Raw genomic sequence first — 19,013 nt, forward strand, 5'->3', positions numbered from 1 at the left:
AAACCATCCCCACATTAGAATCGATTCCATGTGGGGATGTTATTACATAAGTATTAAATTTTATAGTAGAGACTCTACTTTTTCTTTACTTTGAAAGCCTAATAATCTCGCGCTCTTGTCATCAATGCATATCTCATTAATAGTCTGATATAGATAATCCCAATTATACTCTGGATTAATTTTATGTACTAACTCCATAATAATTAATAAAATTATAGCAAACCTATTTGTTGCTTTCTTCGATCCAGTAAATTCATGATAGTAGATTATATCGTACCAAGAAGTTCTAATTTTGGGTTTAGTTTTAAACTGTATGTCAATTAAATTATCATTATGCGCACATATATTCCGAACAAAATAAATACACTTTAACCATGACAACAGTTCACTATTATTACAGCCATATATCCTAGAAATAGATAATAAACTCTTCTCATTCAATATGTCTAACATTTTTACAACTGCACCAAAGGTCAAGCAATCTATCGCTATCCATACTGTAGGAAAACCATCTTCATCAAAATTATTTCCATGATAATTATCTTTATGCTCAAGTCGTCTTAGAGACTTTTGCAATTCTTCCTTCACTCGATATTGTAATCTTTCAACTGTGTATCGAGTCATTTTTCGCCTATTATACCATTTGTTAAAATCTAAATAACCAAATGCACCATACCTTTCACCTAAAATATGTGAGAAGTTTGCTTTAATAGACACTTCAATAAGTTCAATAGCATGCATCATAAAATATCTTAAATTTTTATCCTGATAATACCGTTTTAGTATATCGGAAAAGATTAAATTTTTATAATATAATTCTTCATTATCATCATAATTAGCAAATGGGGTTGCAAAGTCTTTTAATTTATAATAGTTTATGTGTTGAATAATAGAATTATTTACTCCAGAAATACCCATACCACGCTTGGAAAATAACTCTAGCAATTCATCATAAGATAACGATCTAGGTTCTTTCATAGCATTTCCTCTCAAGTACAAAAAAAAGCCCCACGTCAGAATGTATCTGTCCTTGCGGATGTGGGGGGTTTGTCTCACCTATAGAATAAACCTATTTTCACAAATTGTCAACACTTATTCTATCTTTTATTCATAATCAATCATAACTTGACGAGGTGTTTGATATTCTATTTTTCCAGTACTATTATTCCAATCTAATGGATACCAAAACTCTTCTTTATGATGTTCCATATCCGAGAATATTAACATAAAGTCAGCGTGTTTAAACCCTAAATCTTCAGCGAATCTTGTATAGATATTTTGCACTGTATACGGACTATAATAGTTAGCAGAGTCTAATAGTTTCTCCCATATTTTTGCTTGTCGATTATATCGATATATAAAAGTACGGGTCGATGTACCTCTATTACCATTTTTTATGCCTGCATCAATCACATATAAAGTAATATCACGATTAACATCATAATAGGATCTAATCCGAAAAGTATCTTCTCCTAAAGTAGTCGGCACCTGTGTTTTCTTTCCTTTGGCTCTCAATTCAAGCTTGCCATCATTTGGGTACATATACACTTCATCTGCATCGTTATTAAACCATATCTTATAATTGTGATCATAGTTTTTAAAATCAATTGTTGCTGAATCCACATTACTAAACTTAGCTTCAGAGGAAAATCCCCCTAGAAAAGCCACGCCTAACCCTACGCATATTGTCGCTTTTATTAATTTATTCATATATATACGTCCTCTCTCAAACCAAAACTATATGAGCTCATTATACTTAATCTTTCAATTAAAAACTAGTATACATCCCATAATTTCACGTCATGCCAATCTACAATCTTTCATTCAAATACACCTTATATACACTATCTCCTCAATAACAATATCACACACGACATACATTAATGTTTCTTTATTATACGCTCCCCACTACAAATCCCCTATAAAATGCTATAATATACTCAACAACTATCAACACGTTAATCTATACAACAAAGGAGTTCTCCATGATTCGTATTGCTTTTGGTCAAATTCAGGTGCACCCTGGTGAGCCTGCTACAAACTTTCAATCTATGATGCATGCCATCGACTATGCCAAGGCGGTAAGCACGGATATCCTTATCTTTCCAGAATTGTGCCTCAGCGGTTACATGGTGGGCGACTTGTGGGACCAAGTGCCTTTTGTGAAGGATTGTCTCTATTACGGTGAGGAACTAGTAAAAGCCACTGAAAACACCAATCTTACAATTATCTTTGGTAATGTAGGCATTGATGAAAGTCTCCGCAATCTAGACGGCAGTCTTCGCAAGTATAATGCTCTTTATGTAGCATCCAAAGGTAAATTAGTATCTAATCCGTCACAACCGTATCCGTTTACCATAAAAACATTATTGCCATGTTATCGATACTTTAACGAGCCACGGTATTTCACTAGCGCTAATGTGGTGGCGAAAGAGCGCAATCTTCCTTTATCGGATATCAATCAGCCTCTTACTATTTCCACTCGACAAGGAGCTTTCACTATTGCTCCTGTTATCTGTGAAGATAGCTGGGATACGCACTACCCAGATTGTCCCACAAGTCTTATGTTGGAATCTGCTAAAACGAAAGATCTGCACATTGATCTAGTGGTCAATTGTTCTTCATCTCCTTACACCGTACACAAACAAGAACAACGTCGTGCCTTATTTAGCGACCAAGCCAAACGATACAACACACCGATTGCCTATGCAAATCATGTAGGCATTCAAAACAATGGCAAAAATATCTGCATTTATGATGGATGTTCTACTTTGTATGATGTGAACGGTTCTATTGTAGAAGAAGTACCAGCTTTTGAAAATACAGTACGCCCTACATTATTAAAAGATACCTTGTGGCAACCACTTTCAAATGCTAACTCTGAACAACAAGATACTTCTGAAGATAGTACAGCACTTCAACTGTCCCTAGAACATAATAGATGTGATAAAAATGATACATATCATACACAGGATTTAAATCATATACAGGATGCAACTCCTACCTATATCCCTACTCTATTCAAAGCCCTTCAATACGGTATTCGTCAATTCTTAGCACAAACTGGTATCAAGAACATCGTCATTGGTGCTTCAGGTGGTATCGACTCTGCTCTTAATGCTGCTTTATACAGCACTGTATTGCCAACGGAGAACTTATACTTAGTCAACATGCCAAGCCGTTACAACTCTCATATGACAAAAGATTTGGCTTACCAATTAGCACAAAATATTGGTTGTCATTACGGCGTATTCCCTATTGAAGAAGGTGTCAGTGCCACCATTGAGCAATTAGAGAATACTAGCTTTACAAAGTATAACACTTATGTCATCCCAGAATTACATCACCATGGTAATGTGCATGCAACAACTATGCAAGATGTGCAGGAAAATACTGTATCTTCTGAAGAAGATGTGAGCCAAACTGTGCTATACAGTTCTGACCAAACAATTGCAAACTATGACGAGCAACGCCATATTGAAAGTGACTCCAACACTACATCATTCTTGCAGTTATCTACATTAGCCAAGGAAAACATCCAAGCTCGTGATCGCTCGTCTCGCATTTTAGCTGGTATAGCATCCGCTGTGAATGGGGCTTTCACGTGCAATGGGAATAAAACGGAGTTCACTGTTGGCTATGCTACGATGTATGGCGATTCGGCTGGTTTTCTCGCTGTGACGGGAGATGTGTGGAAAACGGACGTCTATGCTCTGGCTCGTTACATGAATGAAACAATCTTTCAACGTGAGGTAATTCCACAAGGTTCTATCGATGTGGTGCCGAGCGCTGAGTTATCTGATGCACAGGATGTAACCCAAGGCCTAGGCGACCCATTACAGTACGAATATCATGACCTTTTATTCCGTGCCTTTGTAGAGGGTACACCACATACACTGTCTCATCAACGCTTGACTCCTGAGGATATCTTGCGAGCCTATGAGAACGGCACGCTGGAACACCTATTAGGATTGCCACGCCCTATGTCTCACTATTTCACATCCACAGAGCAGTTTATTAACGACCTGGAACGCTGGTGGAAATCATTCAATGGCTTAGCCGTTGCAAAACGCATCCAGTCACCACCACTTTTCCTCATCAGCGAACGTGCCTTTGGCAGTGACCTAAGTGAAAGTCAATTAAAACCATATTTTTCACGTGGCTACGAGGATTGTAAATCTCGATTGTTACACAAACAATAATATACAAATGCAAAAGAGCTATCTATCCGATGATGTTTGTCATCGGTAGATAGCTCTTTTATGTATCGAAATAAGAATGTTAATAGGTATGCAATTATTTACGGTTCAACAACTGCGCTGTGATTTGTTGCAATGCTTGAATTTGTTCATTTTGCGCTTTCACTTGCTCAGCCAACACTTGCACTTGTCCTTTCAACGCGCCGTTTTCTTGTACCAATGCTTTGATTTCAGTTTTCATCACTGGCACGATAGAAATTGGTCCGTAATGTGTATGTTTCAACGCTTTTTGTTCTTTTTCTGAAAGTGTATCCACATTCACATTGAATGTATCTGTGTCTTGATTATACAAAGTAGATTGGTATGCATCGGATTTGGAACGAGAACCAACTTTGAGGCTCAAACCCACATTGTACATTTTTTCAGAGTTTCCTACTGCCATACCTCCATGAAGTAATACATCTTCATTCGGATAATATCCAAGACCTAATGCTGTACCTGTGGAACCTTTGAAATGTCCTACACCAGCCATAATTTGGAATTTGTCATCTGCATCAAAGGATAGTGGTTTTAGAGCAGACAAAGCTGCATTTAAAGCACCGGATGTATTCACTCTGTGGCCTAGTTGATCTAACTTAGTTTCTACAGAGTCCATACGTGTATGCACTTCTTTTACTAATGCTTCATCTACACCACCTTTAGGTCCTTGTGGGCCTGCTACTCCTGGGTCACCTTTTTCACCCTTTTCACCTTGAGCACCAGTTGCACCTTGTGGGCCTGCTGGGCCAGCTACTCCTGGGTCACCTTTTTCGCCCTTTTCACCTTGGGCACCTGTTGCACCTTGTGGACCTGCTGGACCCGCTACTCCTGGGTCACCTTTAGGTCCTTGCTCTCCTTTTGGTCCTACAGCTCCATCTTGTCCATTTTCACCTTTTGGTCCTTGTGGGCCTGCTGGACCCGCTACTCCTGGGTCACCTTTTTCTCCCTTTTCACCTTGGGCACCTGTTGCACCTTGTGGACCTGCTGGGCCCGCTACTCCTGGGTCACCTTTTTCGCCTTTTTCACCTTGAGCACCAGCTGCGCCTTGTCGACCTGCTGGACCCGCTACACCCTGATCACCTTTTGGTCCTGCTACTCCTTGCTCACCAGTTTCCCCTTTATCCCCTTTCGGTCCTTTAAAGTCTGGATCTTGTTTTAATGCCTCACGGTTCAATTCGATGGTTACGTATTTTTTATTGTCGGCTGTTGTTTTTTCTACAACTTTGAAGTCGCTAGATTTAAAATCTAATCCTTCAATCGTTCCTGCGTTTACTTTGTTTCCTGGTGTAAATGCACCTGTATCTCCAGAACCACCTGTGTAGATATTCCAGTTATTTCCGCCAGTGATATTAGCCAATTTATTGTTGATTTCACTTGCTACACTATATAATTGGCTACCATTGATGGCATCTGTACTTGTGGCACTAATTAAACCTGGTGCAACATGTTGGATACGGCGAGCCTGATCAGATTTACCAACGCTGATTACACCTGTTACCGTATCACCGCCAGCAAAGCTCAATGTATACGTTTTAGCAGAAGAGCCTATGCCTAGGTTTAGTGTATCACCTGTATAGGCATTATCAGTACCTTTCGTACTAGTACCTGCTGCAGCTACCGTCTCCGCTTCACTACCAAGAGCCACGCTTTTCGCCACATTGGCGATGGCTTTATAGCCCAAAGCAAGACTAGATTCTTCTTTTGCTTCACTTTCATTACCAAAGGCAGCGGCATTGGCTTTCAGTGCTTTCGTACTTTTACCAATAGCAATCGTTTCACTCGCTGTTAAACCACCATCAACGGTGTTAGCTTTTTTACCAATTACAATATTATCATTACCAGTAATAGAGTTCCCTGCTTCGTGGCCCATAGTAATGTTATCATCACCAGTAATTTTGTTACCCGCTTTATAGCCCGCTGCGTAGTTATTACTACCTGTTACTTCGGTACCTGCTTCCGCACCTGCTACATAGTTACTGTTACCTTTGACTTTATTACCGCTATAATAGCCAAGTGCAGTATTGAAGTTACCCGTTACTTCTTTACCAGATTCTTTACCTAATACGACGTTACTTTCACCAGCTACCCAGCTACCTGCATTGACGCCTGCTGCAAAGTTATCTTGACCTGCAATCCATCGACCTGCACTATAACCAAAGGCAATGTTGTGTTCCGCACCGTCTACAGTGCCTCCATCAGTAGTTTCCACCTCACCTTTTGCATTAATGGTATTCGTCCATCGATGACCTACATAGTTACCAGCATTTTCCGCAAAAGCAATGTTAAAGTTACCAGCTACATGAGAACCTGCCGCTTTACCAAATGCCATATTATTGGATCCTTTGGATTGACCGTATCGATCTTCTGCTGTAGTGGCGGCTGCATTCACAACGTGTCCATCTACATCTTGACCTGCGTTCAGACCTAAGGCAATGTTATACACACCTTTTACATTAACCCCAGAGTTTTGTCCAATAGCGATGTTGCGGCTACCAGACATATTTGTACCCGCATCTTGACCGTAGATAAAGTTATGGTCACCAGTCACATTGTTACCTGCATGATGTCCTAAAGCGAAGTTATCGGATCCCGTCATTCCTTCGCCAGCATGGAAGCCAAAACTTACATTTCGACTACCTTTGTTATTGTAGGCAGCGTTTTCACCAAAGCTGAAATTATAGTTACCTGTAGATGCGGCGTCTTGAGAGTAGGCATTTTCACCAAAACTGAAGTTATAATTACCAGCGGCACGACGTCCTGCTTTCTTGCCGAATATATAGGCATATGTGCCACTACCAGCCCATCCCGCTCCATCACCAAGAATAAATTTATGAGTATTGGTTCCCCATATAGCTTCCCCAGCATTGTCTCCCATTAGCATAAGGTATTTAGAAGTACCTGAGTCATTGCTTGCATCATAGCCAGCATGATCGCCTAAGACCAAACTGTAGGACGCACCAAACAATTTTGTCCCTGTAGTATTCATAATATTATTCTTCGCATTCGAATAAAAACTAACACCATCCCCTACAGTAAGGTTATTCGTATTGGACGCATTACCTGTCTGCGCTCCACCTACTGCCATATTATCCGTATCTGCTGCCAATCCCATTGCAGAAATACTTGTCAATACTAATGCTGTTAATAGTGTCGATCGTTTGTGTTGCATAACTCTCCCTTTTTCCTTCATTGTCACACACATCATATACACAATTGTTCTTATGTAAAAGATACTCATAATTTTACCCAATCTATACTAGTAAATCAATGGGACAATACTCATAGCTTATGCTGATATTGCATACTTCCATCATAGCATTTACATCATGTTTAATCGTTTACTCATATACTACTTTCAAATGTTTGACCATTTACTCATACACCACTTTCAAAAATGATATAACCTCCAATAAAAATTATATTGTAATGATAATCGTTATAGATTACAATAAAGTTAACCCTATGGGTTGCGTTTTAATGTGTATTTGGAGGTATATTATGCAACAAGCATGGAAAGACTTCAATACAGGTGTATGGGATAAATCCGTGGACGTACGCGATTTTATCCAACGAAACTATGTGCCTTATGTAGGCGATGATTCTTTTCTAGTAGGTCCAACAGAACGAACTACTAGACTTTGGCAACGGGTATTAGATTTATATGAGGAAGAACGACAAAAAGGTTCTGTCATCGATGCAGATACTGATGTAGCAACTCATATTACGGCGCATGCCCCTGGATATATTATTAAAGAAGATGAACAAATCGTTGGTCTTCAAACTGATTATCCTTTAAAACGTGCCATGTTCCCTTATGGTGGTTTACGAACTGCTAAAAGTGCTATCGAAGAGTATGGTTACAAAATGGATCCAACTCTTGAGGCTTTCTTTAAAACTCATCGTAAGACACACAATGACGGTGTATTTGATGTATATACACCTGAGATGAGAGCTGCTCGCTCCGCTCACATTATTACGGGCCTACCTGACGCGTATAGTCGCGGCCGAATTATCGGTGATTATCGCCGTGTAGCCTTATATGGTATCGATTATTTGATTAAGGACAAAGAAGATCAATTCAACATTACCATGGGCGATATGATGCCAGATGTCATTCGTGACCGCGAAGAAATTCGAGATCAAATCCGTTCTTTAAAAGAATTAAAAGAAATGGCAGCGTCCTACGGATTTGACATCTCTAAACCTGCTACCGATGTAAAAGAAGCTATCCAATGGCTATACTTTGGCTATTTAGGTGCTATCAAAGAACAAAACGGGGCAGCTATGTCCATCGGACGTAACTCCACTTTCTTAGACATCTATGCAGAACGTGATTTGAAATCTGGTAAATATACAGAAGAACAAATCCAAGAAATGGTGGATCACTTCATTATGAAATTGCGCATGGTACGTTTCGCACGTATCCATGAATACAACAATTTATTTACTGGTGATCCTGTATGGACAACAGAGTCTATCGGTGGTATGGGTACTGACGGACGTACATTAGTGTCTAAAACGGCATTCCGTGTCCTACATACATTGCAAAACCTTGGTCCTGCTCCTGAACCAAACTTAACAGTACTTTGGTCTCCTTCCCTTCCTGAAGGTTTCAAAAAGTTCTGTGCGAAGCTCTCTATTGCAACATCTTCCATTCAATATGAGAACGACGAAATCATGCGCCCTAACTCCGGTGATGATTACGCGATTGCTTGCTGCGTATCCCCTATGCGTATCGGTAAAGAAATGCAATTCTTTGGCGCTCGCTGTAACTTGGCGAAAGCCTTACTATATGCTATCAATGGTGGCGTAGATGAAAAGCTTAAAAAACAAGTAGGTCCAAAATTCCGTCCTATTACTTCAGAATACCTTGACTTCGACGAAGTGATGGAACGTTTTGAAGATATGACGGAATGGTTAGCCGGTGTGTATGTGAATGCTTTAAACATTATTCATTACATGCATGATAAATACGCCTATGAAAAATTAGAAATGGCATTGCATGACCGTAAAGTCACCCGTTGGTTTGCCACAGGTATTGCTGGACTTTCCGTAGTAGCCGATTCTCTATCTGCTATTAAATATGCGAAAGTAAAACCAATTCGTGATGAAAATGGTATTGCTATTGATTTTGAAATTGAAGGCGAATTCCCTAAATATGGTAATGATGATGATCGTGTAGATGATTTGGCGGCTACGGTAGTATCTGGCTTTATGAATAAAATTCGTAAACATCCAACCTATCGTCAATCCGTGCCAACTATGTCACTATTAACCATTACATCTAATGTGGTATATGGTAATGCTACTGGTGCAACTCCTGACGGACGTAAAGCAGGTATTCCATTTGCTCCAGGTGCGAACCCTATGCATGGTCGTGACGAACACGGTGCTATTTCTTCCCTAGCATCTGTTGCTAAAATGCCATGGCGTGATTGTTGCGATGGTATTTCTAATACATTCTCTATTATTCCAGATTCTCTAGGTAAATCCGGAGAGTCTATGGTGACACTAGGCGACTTAGATTTAGACTTAGACCTAGGCAACATTGAACATGCCTTAGCCGATGGTTGTGAAAATCTAGCTTGCCGTGAGCCAAATGTTACTTTCTCTGAAGAAAAGGAGTAAATATGACTAACGAACAACAAGTAGATAATTTAGTACAATTGTTAGATGGGTACAGCAAAAAAGGCGGCCACCATTTAAACGTAAACGTATTCAATCGTGAAACATTATTAGATGCTCAAAAACATCCTGAGTTGTATCCACAATTGACGATCCGTGTTTCTGGTTACGCTGTTCATTTCAACAAGTTGACAAAAGCTCAACAAGACGAAGTGATCTCCCGTACATTCCATCAATCCATGTAATGCACTATGGTAGGTCGCATTCATTCCATTGAGACCATGGGTACTGTTGATGGCCCAGGCATGCGATTTGTCTTGTTCCTCCAAGGTTGCCCATTGCGATGTGCCTATTGCCATAATCCAGATACTTGGGATCCCTCTACGTATGCCCAAGAGATGACTGTGGCAGATGTGTGGACACAATTTGAAAGGAATCGTGACTTTTATATCACTGGTGGCATTACTGTCACTGGTGGCGAAGCATTGTTGCAACTCCCTTTTATTATCGAACTCTTTACTTTCTTTCATGGAAAAGGAATTCATACTTGTTTAGATACAAGCGGGATTTGCTACACACAAGAACAGGCTAGAGAGTACAAACTGCTTCTTGACGTAACGGATTTAGTCATTCTTGATGTGAAAGAGATCGATTCCTCTATACACGAAACACTAACCGGCAAACCTAATGATGCGGTCCTTGCATTCGCTCAATTTGTAGATGATCATGGTACCGATTTTTGGGTACGCCACGTGGTAGTCCCAACCATCACAGATAATCGCGATCGCTGGTATCGGCTTGGTTTCTTTCTAGGTGCCTTCAAACATTTGAAAGCCGTAGATTGCTTACCTTACCACGTCATGGGGGTTAATAAATATGAAAGTCTTGGCATTTCCTATCGCTTAGATGGAATCCCGCCCCTCTCAAAAGCTGACGCACAGCGTGCACTCCGCGTTGTCCTTTCTGGAATACGCGACTACCGCCGAGGTTTATGGTGTCCTCTTAAAACACCTGAAAGTTAAACTCATAACAATACTTTCCTGCTCTTTCATAAAAGCGCACTATCCTTCGTGGACGGTGCGCTTTTTCAGTATGTCCTTATGTATCTTTTTATGCATCTGATACACTAGCATTTCTTATTCATATATTGATATTTATTTCTTATGGATAACTTTTACATATTAAGTGAATCGTTGTATAATAGGAAGGTATTATTTCAGACTATAACGCTATGATTTATGGTTCAAGTGAATCCTATGTGTACCATTGCATCATCATAGTCTTTTGTATCTAAAGTTAGGAGGCATTTCATGGCATCGTCGTACATGCTACAACTACATCTTGGCGCCGTAGAAACGGTCATACTCTCACTCTTTTCTTTTTTACTGGGCACCTTCATGCACAAGCACATCAATATCTTGCATCGTTGGGCTATACCAGTCCCTGCTATTGGCGGTTTAACCGTAGCAGTGCTTGTATTTCTATTACAAATTTCTGGCCTTATCCTAATCACTTTGGACAAAGCTGTTCTTGTTCCCGCCATGGTAGCATTCTTTGCCACAATGGGGCTAGTGGCACCGGTACAAATTTGTACCTCTTCTCTAAAAGCTATTCCTCGCTACTGGGGTATGAGTACTTTACTTGTGATTATGCAAATTAGCATTGGCTTAGGGCTAGCGAGTCTATTCGGATTGGACAAACACTACGCAATTTTATTAGGTTCTTTATCTCTTGAAAGCAGTTACAATTTTGTTTCTGCCTTAGGTCATGATTTAGGGAATGCTTTAAATGGTGAGACTGTAGCACATGGTATCATTGCATTCACTACCATTATTGGTGTATTCATCGGCGGTCCCATGGGACAATATTTAATCGAAAAGTTCAATCGCTATGAAACTGCCCCTCCTCCACCAGATTCACCATCACCCACACCAATTGGCATTATCGTCAACTTATTGTTGGTCCTTATTTGTGTGAGCATCGGCATCGGTGGTTCCCATTACTTATTAGATACTTTTGGATTGCATATTCCTACGTTTATCGTATCTATGTTATTGGCAATCCTCATCCGTAATGGTGGTGATGCCATGGGCCAAACTTTCATCAATTCCAAAGCTATTGCCTTATTCAGCCAAATTAGCATTACTATTTTCTTAACTACTGTATTTATGAGCATCCCTGTAATCGCATTACGATCTCTTACAGGACCAATGCTTGTGATTCTAGTTGTACAAGTGATTGCGATTATTTTATTCACACGTTTTATCGTATTCCCTGTACTCTGTAAAGATTACGATGGCGTTGTCATCGGAGCCGCTCTCCTTGGTCACGGCTTAGGCATCACACCAAACACAGTAGCCACCATTGCTACCCTTGGTGGTCGATACAGAAAATCTGTGAAAGCGTTCCTTGTAGTGCCAATTACAGCTACTGTATTAATCAATGTGTTCGGTATTCCTATCTTGCATTGGATCATGCAGTTCTATTGGTAAACGCATATAACAAAATCCCCAATCCATATACTGGACTGGGGATGTTTTATTATAAGAATAAATTAATAATTTCTACACCAATTAATCCACATACGGCAATCACTGTTTCCACCATACACCAAGAACGTAATGTTTGTTTTACAGACAATCCGAAGAATTCTTTGAATAACCAGAATCCTGGGTCATTTGGTGGGCTAAAGAATACTGAACCAGCACCGACTGCGATTACCATCAATTCAGGGCTTACACCTGTTAATGGAATCAATGGGGCTACGATACCACCAGCTGTCATGGCTGCTACTGTAGCAGAGCCAACAGCTATACGAATCACCACAGCAATTAACCAAGCTAATACTAGTGGAGATACATTCACTTGCATTACAAGTTCACCAATATAGGTACCCACACCACTATCGATTAATACTTGTTTTAAGGCTCCACCAGCACCTACAACGAATAAAATCATAGCTACTGTTAAAATTGCTTTTTCAGAAGTAGCCATAATCTCTTTCATAGATTTGCCACGAGCGAAGCCAAATGTATAGAAGGCAATGATCAAGGAAATTGTTAATGCCACAGATGGATCACCAACGAAATTAAGGATGACCATCACCGGAGATGCTTTTGGTAAATTTATCATTTTACCAATGGCTGTAGCTGCCATCAAGATAACTGGCACTAAGGCAGTAAAGATAGATACTCCAAAGGATGGCATTTCTTCTTCTGTAAATTCCTTATCATTATGAAGGCCTTCAGGGATATCTGTTTTGATATCTTTCACAGTATTATACAATAATGGACCTGCCAAAATAACTGTAGGAATACCAATTAAGATACCGTATACCAACGTTAATCCAATATCTGCATTAAATAATACAGAAATTGCTGTTGGACCTGGATGTGGCGGCAAGAAACCATGTGTTACTGATAAAGCTGCAACCATTGGCATACCAACCTCTAACAATGGAATATCCGCGGATTTAGCAATGGTAAAGATTAAAGGAATCAATAAGACAAAGCCGATTTCATAGAATAAAGCAATCCCTACAATGAATCCAGTTAAACATACAGCCCATCTTACATTGTTACGACCAAACATATTAATCAAGGTAGTCGCAATACGTTGTGCTCCACCGCTATCGGCCATCAATTTGCCTAAAATAGCACCAAAACCTACTACAATGGTTAAGCCCCCTAAGGTAGCTCCTAAGCCTTTTTGAATAGTTGGGAAAATCTTATCGATAGGTAATCCCTCTCCAAAGGCTAATAATACACAGACTAATAGCAATGATAAAAAGCTATTCATCTTTACTTTTACAATTAGGAAAAATAGTAAAATAATTCCTAATGCTAGAATAATTAATGGCATGTAAGTCTCCTTTCTAATTATAAACGACTAAACGGATGTTCCTTTTGGAACTGAACAAGACGTGCCAAATCGTCTTTCATATGAATATACAAACTTTCATAAATAGAGAAAAGTTCGTCATATACCGCTTGATTCTGTTCCTTAGGGTGATAGATACATTCAGGCTGCACTAACTCAGCTGTATCTTTAATATCTGATAAGGTTCCATCAGAAATAAACCCTAACACAGCGGCACCAAAGGAGGCGCCTTCACTATTATTTGGTAAGGTAATATGTTCACCGAATATATCACTCATAATTTGTACCCACAATTCAGATTTAGTGAAAGAACCACTAATACGGATATCTTTCACATCTTCAAACTCACGTAATGCATCAAGAACAAAACGTAAGCTATAACAAATGCCTTCCATTGTGGCACGAATCATATAAGAACGACTATGATTTAAGGATAAGCCTACGAATGCACCACGCAAATCTGAATTCCAGTACGGAGCTCGTTCACCAGTAAAATATGGCATTAATAGCAATCCACCAGATCCAGCTGGTACATGTCTTGCTTTCATAGTCATTAAATCATAAGGGTCCACCGATAATTGTTCCATTTGAGAGCCATGATAATGTAGGATCCGATCACGCATCCAACGCAAAATCATACCTCCATTGTTGATAGCTCCACCAGCCACCCACATGGTATCTGTTAAATTATAGCACCAAGTGCGACCTTTGGGATCCATTTGAGGCTTTTCTGTGAGCATGCGTATCGCACCAGATGTACCTATGGTAGCACTTAATTGCCCTTTAGAAACAGCGCCAATACCTACATTCACCAGTACTCCATCAGTAGCACCGATAACAACAGGCGTATTCACAGGTAAACCCAATCGTTCTGCTACGTTGGCTACTAACTTCCCACTATATGTAGTGGATACCACCTTGGGCAGTTGCTCTTCTTGAATCCCTACATAGTCTAAAATCTCAGAGTCCCAAGTTTCTGTAAAGGCATTAAATAGGCCAGAACTGGAGGCTACAGACTTATCTGTGACCCATTCTCCTGTCATCAATCGGAACATGTAATCTTTAATAGATCCAATATGAGCCATGCGATCAAAGATTTCAGGTTGATTTTCTTTGACCCATATGATTTTAGCTAATGGATAGGATGCATGTAAAGGACATCCTGTTCTAAAGTAGAATTGTTTGCACGCTTCGTCTTGTTCCATGCGGTGTACAATGTTGGAACTTCTGCTATCCGCCCAGGTAATCATATTCCCTAATAAGTCAAACTGTTCATCTTGAGGGATAAAACTATGCATGACTGAGCTCAAAGCAATTCCGGATATGGTAACTAGTTTATATTGTAAATCTTTTACCACTCCAGCAATGACTTCTTCTGCTGCATCATATATTTGTTGAGGATTCTGTTCTGCTCGATCATATTGTGGCGTTTCTAATGGATAAAAAGCATCTCGTACAGCTACCGATTTACCTTGTGCAGTATATGCCATAGCACGTACACCTGTGGTACCCACATCAACGCCTATCCATACTGCTTCTCTAACTTCTGACATATATAACTCCTATCATCCAAACAAACTCATTTGCTCATCTTCTGGTAAGTCGCCTAAACAACCTAATTCCACCATACGATTGGCAATGGTTTGAGACATTTTTGTACGTCTTCGCAAATCTTTAATAGACAAAAATTCTGCTTGCTCTCGTTCTTCTACGATGGCATCAGCTACTTTTTCACCCAAGCTAGTCACAGCTACAAATGGCGGCAATAAAGATGTTTCATCTTTAATCATAAACCGTCTTGCTTGTGATTTGTATAATTCTACATTGGCGAAAGAGTAACCTCGCTGTTTCATTTCCAAAGATACCTCTAAGGCGGACATTAAGTCTTTTTCCTTTTGTGATGCCTCGTACTTAGCGGCTAACGATTTCAACCGTTTAAATTCTTGTTGCTGCTCTTCTAGAGAGCCCATCATAATTTTCAAGTCAAAAGCTTTCGCCCGAATAGAAAAATATGATGCATAGAAAGCCAATGGATAATTAATCTTGTACCAGGCAATGCGGAACGCCATCATAACGTAAGCCACCGCATGGGCCCGAGGGAATAGATAGGAAATCTTTTTACAAGATGCAATAAACCACTCTGGCACTTGAGCTGCTCGCATTTGATCTTCATAATCTGTTTGAGCAATCCCCTCTTTGTTACGCTTTTCGATACCCTTCCCTTTACGCACATTTTCCATGACAGAAAAGGCTACATTATCTGCCACACCATGGTTGCGCAAAAAGTTCATAATATCGTCACGAGTAGAGATAGCTTCATTCAATTTACAAGTTCCTGTTTTAATCAAGGTTTGTGCATTATCTACCCATACATTGGTCCCATGGGAGAAACCAGAAATCCGCACTAAGTCGGAAAAGGTTTGTGGTTTCGAATCTTCCAGCATAGCCCGTACGAACCCAGTACCTGATTCAGGTACTGCCAAGGTCGCCACTTTATCCCCTTGCAGTTGGGCTGGTGTCAAGCCTAATGCTTTTGTTGAAGAGAATAGGCTTAATGTAGCTGGATCATCAAAAGGAATACTAGTAGACGGAATACCCGTCATATCTTCCAACATACGAATGATGGTAGGATCATCATGGCCCAGTATATCTAGCTTGGTCATACGACCTTCAATAGAGTGATAGTCAAAGTGTGTAGTAATAATACCACTTTCTTTTTTATTGGCTGGATATTGGACTGGCGTAAAATGATGCACATCCATATCTCGTGGGCAAACCATAATGCCTCCCGGATGCTGACCAGTAGTATTCTTTACTTTTGTAAAGCCAGTAGATAACTTTTCAATAAAGCCTCGTCGTTTTTGTAAGTCATTGACATCCGCATATTTGTAGGCATAGCCAATAGCCGTTTTATCCGCAATGGTACCGATTGTTCCTGCTCTAAATACATTATCTCGTCCAAACAATTCTTCCGTATATTTATGGGCACGACCTTGGTAATCACCAGAGAAGTTCAAGTCAATATCTGGCACCTTATCCCCATGGAATCCCATAAAGATGGCAAATGGGATATCGTGTCCATTGGCGATAAGTGGGGCCCCACACTCAGGGCAATTACGACGTGGTAAGTCAAAGCCCCCTGCATATTCCCCTTTTAAGTAGAACTCACTCCACTTACACTGTGGACACACATAATGCGGTTCCAGTGGATTAACTTCGGTAATATCTGCCATAGTGGCTACGAAGGAAGACCCTACGGAACCACGGGAGCCTACTAAATACCCATCATCTAAAGATTTTTTTACTAATTTATGAGCGATATAGTACAACACGCCGAAACCATTGCCGATAATACTTTTAAGCTCATAATCTAAGCGGTCTTGCACTGTTTTGGGCAAGGGATCTCCATAGATAGACTTCGCTTTGGCATAACACATATCTTCCAAGGCTTTGTCGGCCCCTTCGATTTTCGGAGAATAGGTACCATTCGGAATAGGTATGATATAATCTATACTTTGTTCCAATGCTCTGGTATTGGTGACTACCACTTGGTAAGCAATGTCTTCTCCTAAGTAGGCAAACTCTTCCAACATTTCATCAGTAGTACGCATATGCTGATCCGCTTTGTCTTTGGCATCTTTCTCACCGCTTGCTGTGAGCATGATTTCACGATACATCTTGTCTTTAGGGTCCATATAATGCACATTCCCTGTAGCTACGACTGGCATTTGCAATGTCTCCCCTAAAGCAACGATACGACGATTTATGTTTTTTAAGTCTTCCTCATGTTTTAACAAGCCTTCTTTAATAAAGCTCTTATAATTATCATGAGGTTGAATTTCTAAATAATCATAAAATCTAGCAATTTCCTGCAATTCTTCATCGGTAGCACCGTGAGCCATGGCTTGAATCAATTCTCCAGATTTACAAGCCGTTCCTATAAGAATCCCTTCACGGTGGTCTTCAATCACAGCTCTTGGCAATCTTGGGTACTCATCAAAATAATTCAAATGGCTAATAGAAATCATCTTGTACAGATTACGTAAACCTACCATATTTTTTGCAAACATAATAATATGATGTGGTATTGATTGGTCCTCTTTTTCAATTAAATAAGCCTCTACGCCATAGAGAATCTTCACACCTTTTTCCAAAGAATAGGCCTGAGCTTCTGGAAATGCTTGTACCACCCCATGGTCGGTAATCGCTACCGCTGGATGTCCCCACTCTTTCACACGATTTACAATGTCTTTCACCGCCACTAAGGCATTTTTCTCGGACATTTTCGTGTGCAAATGAAGTTCTACCCTTGTTTCCTCATGCGTATCCGTGCGTTTTGCATTATCCGTATCTTCCACAGGACGGATGGAATCCATATTTAACACATAGTCACGTACAAATTGCTCATCATAGATGACTTCCCCTTTGATTTGCACCTTACCAACAGATTTTAAAATTTTTAACAACTTCGGTCCATCTTCAGAAGGGCTGGTGAATCGTTTAATAGCCAAACTATTATGGTCATCCACTAGATGCCCTGTAATAATATACCGTTTTTTAGGCTCCTCACCTTTTTCGCGAGCTTTTTGTACAGCTTTGCTATCTTCTTTAGGACGTATTTCTCGTATATCTAAACTGTGAAAGTACCCAGAGATAACAACATTTTCTCCGGTTCTCACAAAGAAATCATCAGTTCGATGCGAATCTGGTTCATCAAAAGCAGGGCCTAATAGCATGCCATCTTCGGTAGTGAGTTTTCGTCTTCGCATAGGATAAGGAGAACTCCCCATCACCGTTGGAGTTGGTGTATTAGGTCGATCAATGACTACTGGTGCATCGTATAACTCATCATAATCCGATGACGTCTTGATAGTCCCATCTCGGCCCACATAGAGTTCCATTTCATCGAACCTGTTCTCCTCATCCATATCCCAATAGATATCGTAATCTGACAGTTCGTTGGCATGTTGTAAGAAAAGATACGCATCATCGTCTATCACACTAGGCTCTTGAATGTAACCAGTATAATCACACTCTTGACTATAAGGCATCCGTGTGAGAACAAGCTGGTTCATAAAATCACCCGTATCCACAAATTCATAGGTGCAGCCAATAGCATGACAAATTTCTTCGATACGATTTTGCACGATTGGATCAAGTTCGCCCTTAGAGGCAGACCCCCAAATATGTAGTTTTCCATCTTGTATGTAAAAGTAAAAATCTGTTTTAGATTCTCCTCTTCGTACCAAATGATAGTATTTCATCGTACTA

11 protein-coding genes are annotated in these 19,013 nt (G+C 40.1%); 5 read left to right on the top strand and 6 right to left on the bottom strand.

Annotated features, from left to right (window positions below):
* Window positions 1–60: 60 nt before the first annotated feature.
* Together EO118_RS04330 and EO118_RS04335 are read right to left on the bottom strand one after the other, a co-directional pair.
* Window positions 61–978: an Abi family protein gene (locus EO118_RS04330; RefSeq protein ID WP_127068801.1), complete on the bottom strand. Its 918-nt coding sequence runs from the start codon at window positions 976–978 to the stop codon at window positions 61–63.
* A 126-nt stretch (window positions 979–1,104) separates the two neighbouring features.
* Window positions 1,105–1,710 carry a hypothetical protein gene (locus EO118_RS04335; protein WP_127068802.1) on the bottom strand — a complete coding sequence of 202 codons (606 nt, stop codon included), beginning with the start codon at window positions 1,708–1,710 and terminating at the stop codon, window positions 1,105–1,107.
* A gap of 275 nt (window positions 1,711–1,985) precedes the next feature.
* On the opposite strand from EO118_RS04335, the gene EO118_RS04340 reads away from it, so the two are divergent.
* Entirely contained in the window at window positions 1,986–4,202 is a 2,217-nt protein-coding gene (locus tag EO118_RS04340) for a nitrilase-related carbon-nitrogen hydrolase (RefSeq protein ID WP_127068803.1), read from the top strand.
* Window positions 4,203–4,296: 94 nt separating this feature from the next.
* Here EO118_RS04340 and EO118_RS04345 read toward each other — a convergent pair whose 3' ends face one another.
* The gene (locus EO118_RS04345; protein ID WP_164726244.1) at window positions 4,297–7,407 is read right to left on the bottom strand and encodes a YadA-like family protein; all 3,111 of its coding nucleotides are present in this window, start codon (window positions 7,405–7,407) and stop codon (window positions 4,297–4,299) included.
* A 329-nt stretch (window positions 7,408–7,736) separates the two neighbouring features.
* Between EO118_RS04345 and pflB the strand changes: the two genes are divergently transcribed.
* From pflB to EO118_RS04365, 4 genes are all read left to right on the top strand, one after another.
* Entirely contained in the window at window positions 7,737–9,866 is a 2,130-nt protein-coding gene (gene pflB / locus EO118_RS04350; RefSeq protein ID WP_164723895.1) for a formate C-acetyltransferase, read from the top strand.
* A gap of 2 nt (window positions 9,867–9,868) precedes the next feature.
* On the top strand, window positions 9,869–10,108 hold the full coding sequence (gene grcA3, locus EO118_RS08780; protein WP_126938357.1) for an autonomous glycyl radical cofactor GrcA3: 240 nt from the start codon (window positions 9,869–9,871) through the stop codon (window positions 10,106–10,108).
* A 6-nt stretch (window positions 10,109–10,114) separates the two neighbouring features.
* Window positions 10,115–10,885: a pyruvate formate-lyase-activating protein gene (pflA, locus tag EO118_RS04360; protein WP_127068805.1), complete on the top strand. Its 771-nt coding sequence runs from the start codon at window positions 10,115–10,117 to the stop codon at window positions 10,883–10,885.
* 288 nt (window positions 10,886–11,173) lie between these two features.
* Window positions 11,174–12,355: a sodium/glutamate symporter gene (locus EO118_RS04365; RefSeq protein ID WP_127068806.1), complete on the top strand. Its 1,182-nt coding sequence runs from the start codon at window positions 11,174–11,176 to the stop codon at window positions 12,353–12,355.
* Window positions 12,356–12,404: 49 nt separating this feature from the next.
* Here the strand turns inward: EO118_RS04365 and EO118_RS04370 are convergent, their stop codons facing one another.
* The 3 genes from EO118_RS04370 to EO118_RS04380 are packed head-to-tail and all read right to left on the bottom strand — an operon-like array spanning window position 12,405 to window position 19,006.
* A complete protein-coding gene (locus EO118_RS04370; protein ID WP_127068807.1) occupies window positions 12,405–13,724 on the bottom strand; it encodes a gluconate:H+ symporter in 1,320 nt (439 codons plus the stop codon).
* Window positions 13,725–13,741: 17 nt separating this feature from the next.
* Window positions 13,742–15,295 (bottom strand): gluconokinase, encoded by a 1,554-nt coding sequence (locus EO118_RS04375; protein ID WP_127068808.1) that lies wholly within the window; start codon window positions 15,293–15,295, stop codon window positions 13,742–13,744.
* A gap of 12 nt (window positions 15,296–15,307) precedes the next feature.
* Entirely contained in the window at window positions 15,308–19,006 is a 3,699-nt protein-coding gene (locus EO118_RS04380) for a PolC-type DNA polymerase III (RefSeq protein ID WP_127068809.1), read from the bottom strand.
* Window positions 19,007–19,013: the final 7 nt, after the last annotated feature.

The organism is Veillonella sp. 3891 (genome assembly GCF_003992315.1).
In the GTDB taxonomy this organism is placed as follows: Bacteria; Bacillota; Negativicutes; order Veillonellales; family Veillonellaceae; genus F0422.